Source organism: Cupriavidus phytohabitans (assembly GCF_017815025.1).
Taxonomy (GTDB): domain Bacteria; phylum Pseudomonadota; class Gammaproteobacteria; order Burkholderiales; family Burkholderiaceae; genus Cupriavidus.
In genome coordinates, this window is record NZ_JAGIQB010000149.1 from 1 (window position 1) to 2,622 (window position 2,622).

2 protein-coding genes are annotated in these 2,622 nt (G+C 63.7%); both read left to right on the plus strand.

Annotation, left to right across the window (positions count from 1 at the left end):
- The first annotated feature begins 165 nt into the window (after positions 1 to 165).
- Positions 166 to 1,044, plus strand: coding sequence for a tyrosine-type recombinase/integrase (locus J8I34_RS33645; protein WP_209777874.1), 879 nt, complete (start codon positions 166 to 168; stop codon positions 1,042 to 1,044).
- Positions 1,045 to 1,052: 8 nt separating this feature from the next.
- The gene (locus J8I34_RS33650) at positions 1,053 to 2,261 is read left to right on the plus strand and encodes an IS91 family transposase (RefSeq protein WP_209777876.1); all 1,209 of its coding nucleotides are present in this window, start codon (positions 1,053 to 1,055) and stop codon (positions 2,259 to 2,261) included.
- Positions 2,262 to 2,622 lie beyond the last annotated feature (361 nt).

Consider the following 2,622-nt stretch of genomic DNA (forward strand, 5'->3'; position numbering starts at 1 on the left):
ACTAAACCGCTGACGCGGTAGTGGGAGGGAGGCGAAGGCCAGTGCCTAGCGTTCGGCCAGGACGGTTGTCGGATGCCGGGCCAGGGGGAAGGGACGAGCGGGCGACTGGGAGCAGGATGGAGGTGCCCAACGGGCATTCCATTCACTGTTCCCAGGAGGTCCGTCATGACCCCGCTCCGCCAACGCATGCTGCACGACATGCAGATCCGCAACCTCGCAGACAACACCCAGAAGTCCTATCTGCTGCAGGTGTCCAATTTCGCCCGGCACTTCCATCGCTCGCCTGAACTACTCGGCCCGGAAGAGATCCGGGCCTGGCTCGTTCATCTGCGCGAGGAGCGCAAGCTGGCCCCTGGCAGCCTCGGTGCAACGATCGGCGCACTGCGCTTCCTCTACCGCGTGACGCTCAAGCGACCCTGGAGCGACGAGGACTTTCCGTTGCCGAAGAAGCCGTTCAGACTGCCGGTCGTCCTGAGCCTGGGGGAGATCACCGCCTTCTTCGAGTCGATCGCCAGTCTCAAGCAACGCACCATTCTGATGACCGCGTACGCCGCCGGGCTGCGGGTGTCCGAAGTCGTGCATCTGAAGGTCACCGATATCGACAGCCAGCGCATGGTGATCCGCGTGAATCAGGGTAAAAATCGTAAAGACCGTTACGTTATGCTCTCGCCGCGGCTGCTCGAGATCCTGCGAGCGTACTGGCACGACGCTCACCCCCGGGAGTGGCTCTTTCCGGGCGACATCCCCGGCCAGCCCATCACGCGGTTTGCGGTGGCACGGGCATGCAACCTCGCGCGACAGCGCAGCGGCATCCGCAAGCCCATCACGCCGCATTCGCTGCGGCACGCGTTCGCCACTCATTTGCTGGAAAGCGGCACCGATGTACGCAGGATCCAACTGCTAATGGGACACCGCTCCCTGGCCACAACTTCGCGTTACCTCAAAGTGGCGACTAGCACCGTGTGCGCCACCACGAGTCCCTTCGATCTGCTACCGCACCCCGAACCCATTCCCCCTCAGCCCGCCAAGCCCGAATACTTCTGAGCACGGCCATGCGCGCGCCACTGGAAGTGGCCGACATCTTCCGCCGCTGCGGAGCAAAGTACCGGCAGACCCACGCCGACGGGCTCAGTCGTGCCCAGCGGCGTGCGATGAGCGCGATCGAGCTGTGCCGCACCGCGGCCCTTGGTGGTCATGTCGAACAGTGCGATGCCTGTGGTCATCAACGCATTGCCTTCAACTCGTGCCGGCATCGCGCTTGCCCGAAGTGCCAGTCGCTCGCCCGCGCGCAATGGCTCGAACACCGCCAGGCTGAGCTGCTGCCCGAGGTCGAGTACTTCCACGTGGTCTTCACGCTTCCCGAGCCCATCGCGGCGCTCGCCTATCAAAACAAGAAGCTGCTCTATGACATCCTGTTCCGCACCAGCGCCGAAACCCTGCGCACGATCGCCGCCGATCCCAAACACCTGGGCGCCGAGATCGGTTTCATCACAGTCCTGCACACTTGGGGGCAGAACCTACAGCACCATCCGCACGTGCACTGCGTGGTACCGGGCGGCGGCATCGCCCCGGACGGCGAACACTGGGTCGCCTGTCCCCCCGGCTTCTTCCTGCCCGTGCGGGTACTCTCGCGCCTGTTCCGGCGTCTGTTTCTCGAACAGCTGCGCCATGCCTTCGACACCGCCGCACTGCATTTCTACGGCCAGCTCGAACCCCTCGCCGATCCCCAAGCCTTTGCCACATGGCTGGCCCCCGCCGCACAGGCAGAATGGGTGGTCTACGCGAAACCGCCCTTCGGCGGTGCCCGGCAGGTCCTCGACTATCTGGGCCGCTACACCCACCGCGTGGCCATCTCCAACCACCGGCTGGTCAACTTCGACGACGGCTACGTTATCTTCCGGTGGAAAGACTATAAACACCCCGCCGCAACGAAGACCATGACGCTTGAGGCCGACGAATTTATCCGCCGCTTCCTGCTACATGTACTGCCCGACGGCTTCAAACACATCCGTAGTTACGGCCTGCTGGCCAATCGCCACCGGACCGCCAAGCTCGCCACCTGCCGCCGGCTACTCGGCGTCGTAGCCCCCGCGGACGAAACCGTCGATCCGATGGAAGACTACCGCGACCGTTACCAGCGACTCACTGGCAAGTCCCTGCGCGATTGCCCCGTCTGTGGCAAAGGCCACATGCTCTGCATCGAAACCTTCCTACCCGGCGCACTGCCGCGTGCGCCGCCACCCGCTGACTATGTTCACTGATTCGCGTTCGCCCCACGACCCATCACCTTGCCATGCATTCCGGATGGCAACACGCCTGGCCTTGCGTCATCGAGTCTTTACCGTAGGGGAACGCCCCGCGATCGGCACCTTCGACCTCGCCAACTCAACGCTCGCACCACCCTCACGCACTCACCCACTCCGCCTCATCGTCCTCCGGTACCCGACCAACGCCGGTGGCGCGCACTGGATGACCTCGGCGGCCATTCAATGCCCATAGAGGCGACCGCCTGTGGAGCGGTTCAGCACAAACGGTTTTTTAGTTACCGATCGCGGTCAGACCTCATCGGGTCTTGGTCGCAGGTTCGTAGCCGCGATCGCCAACCAAAAAACCCTCTGCCAA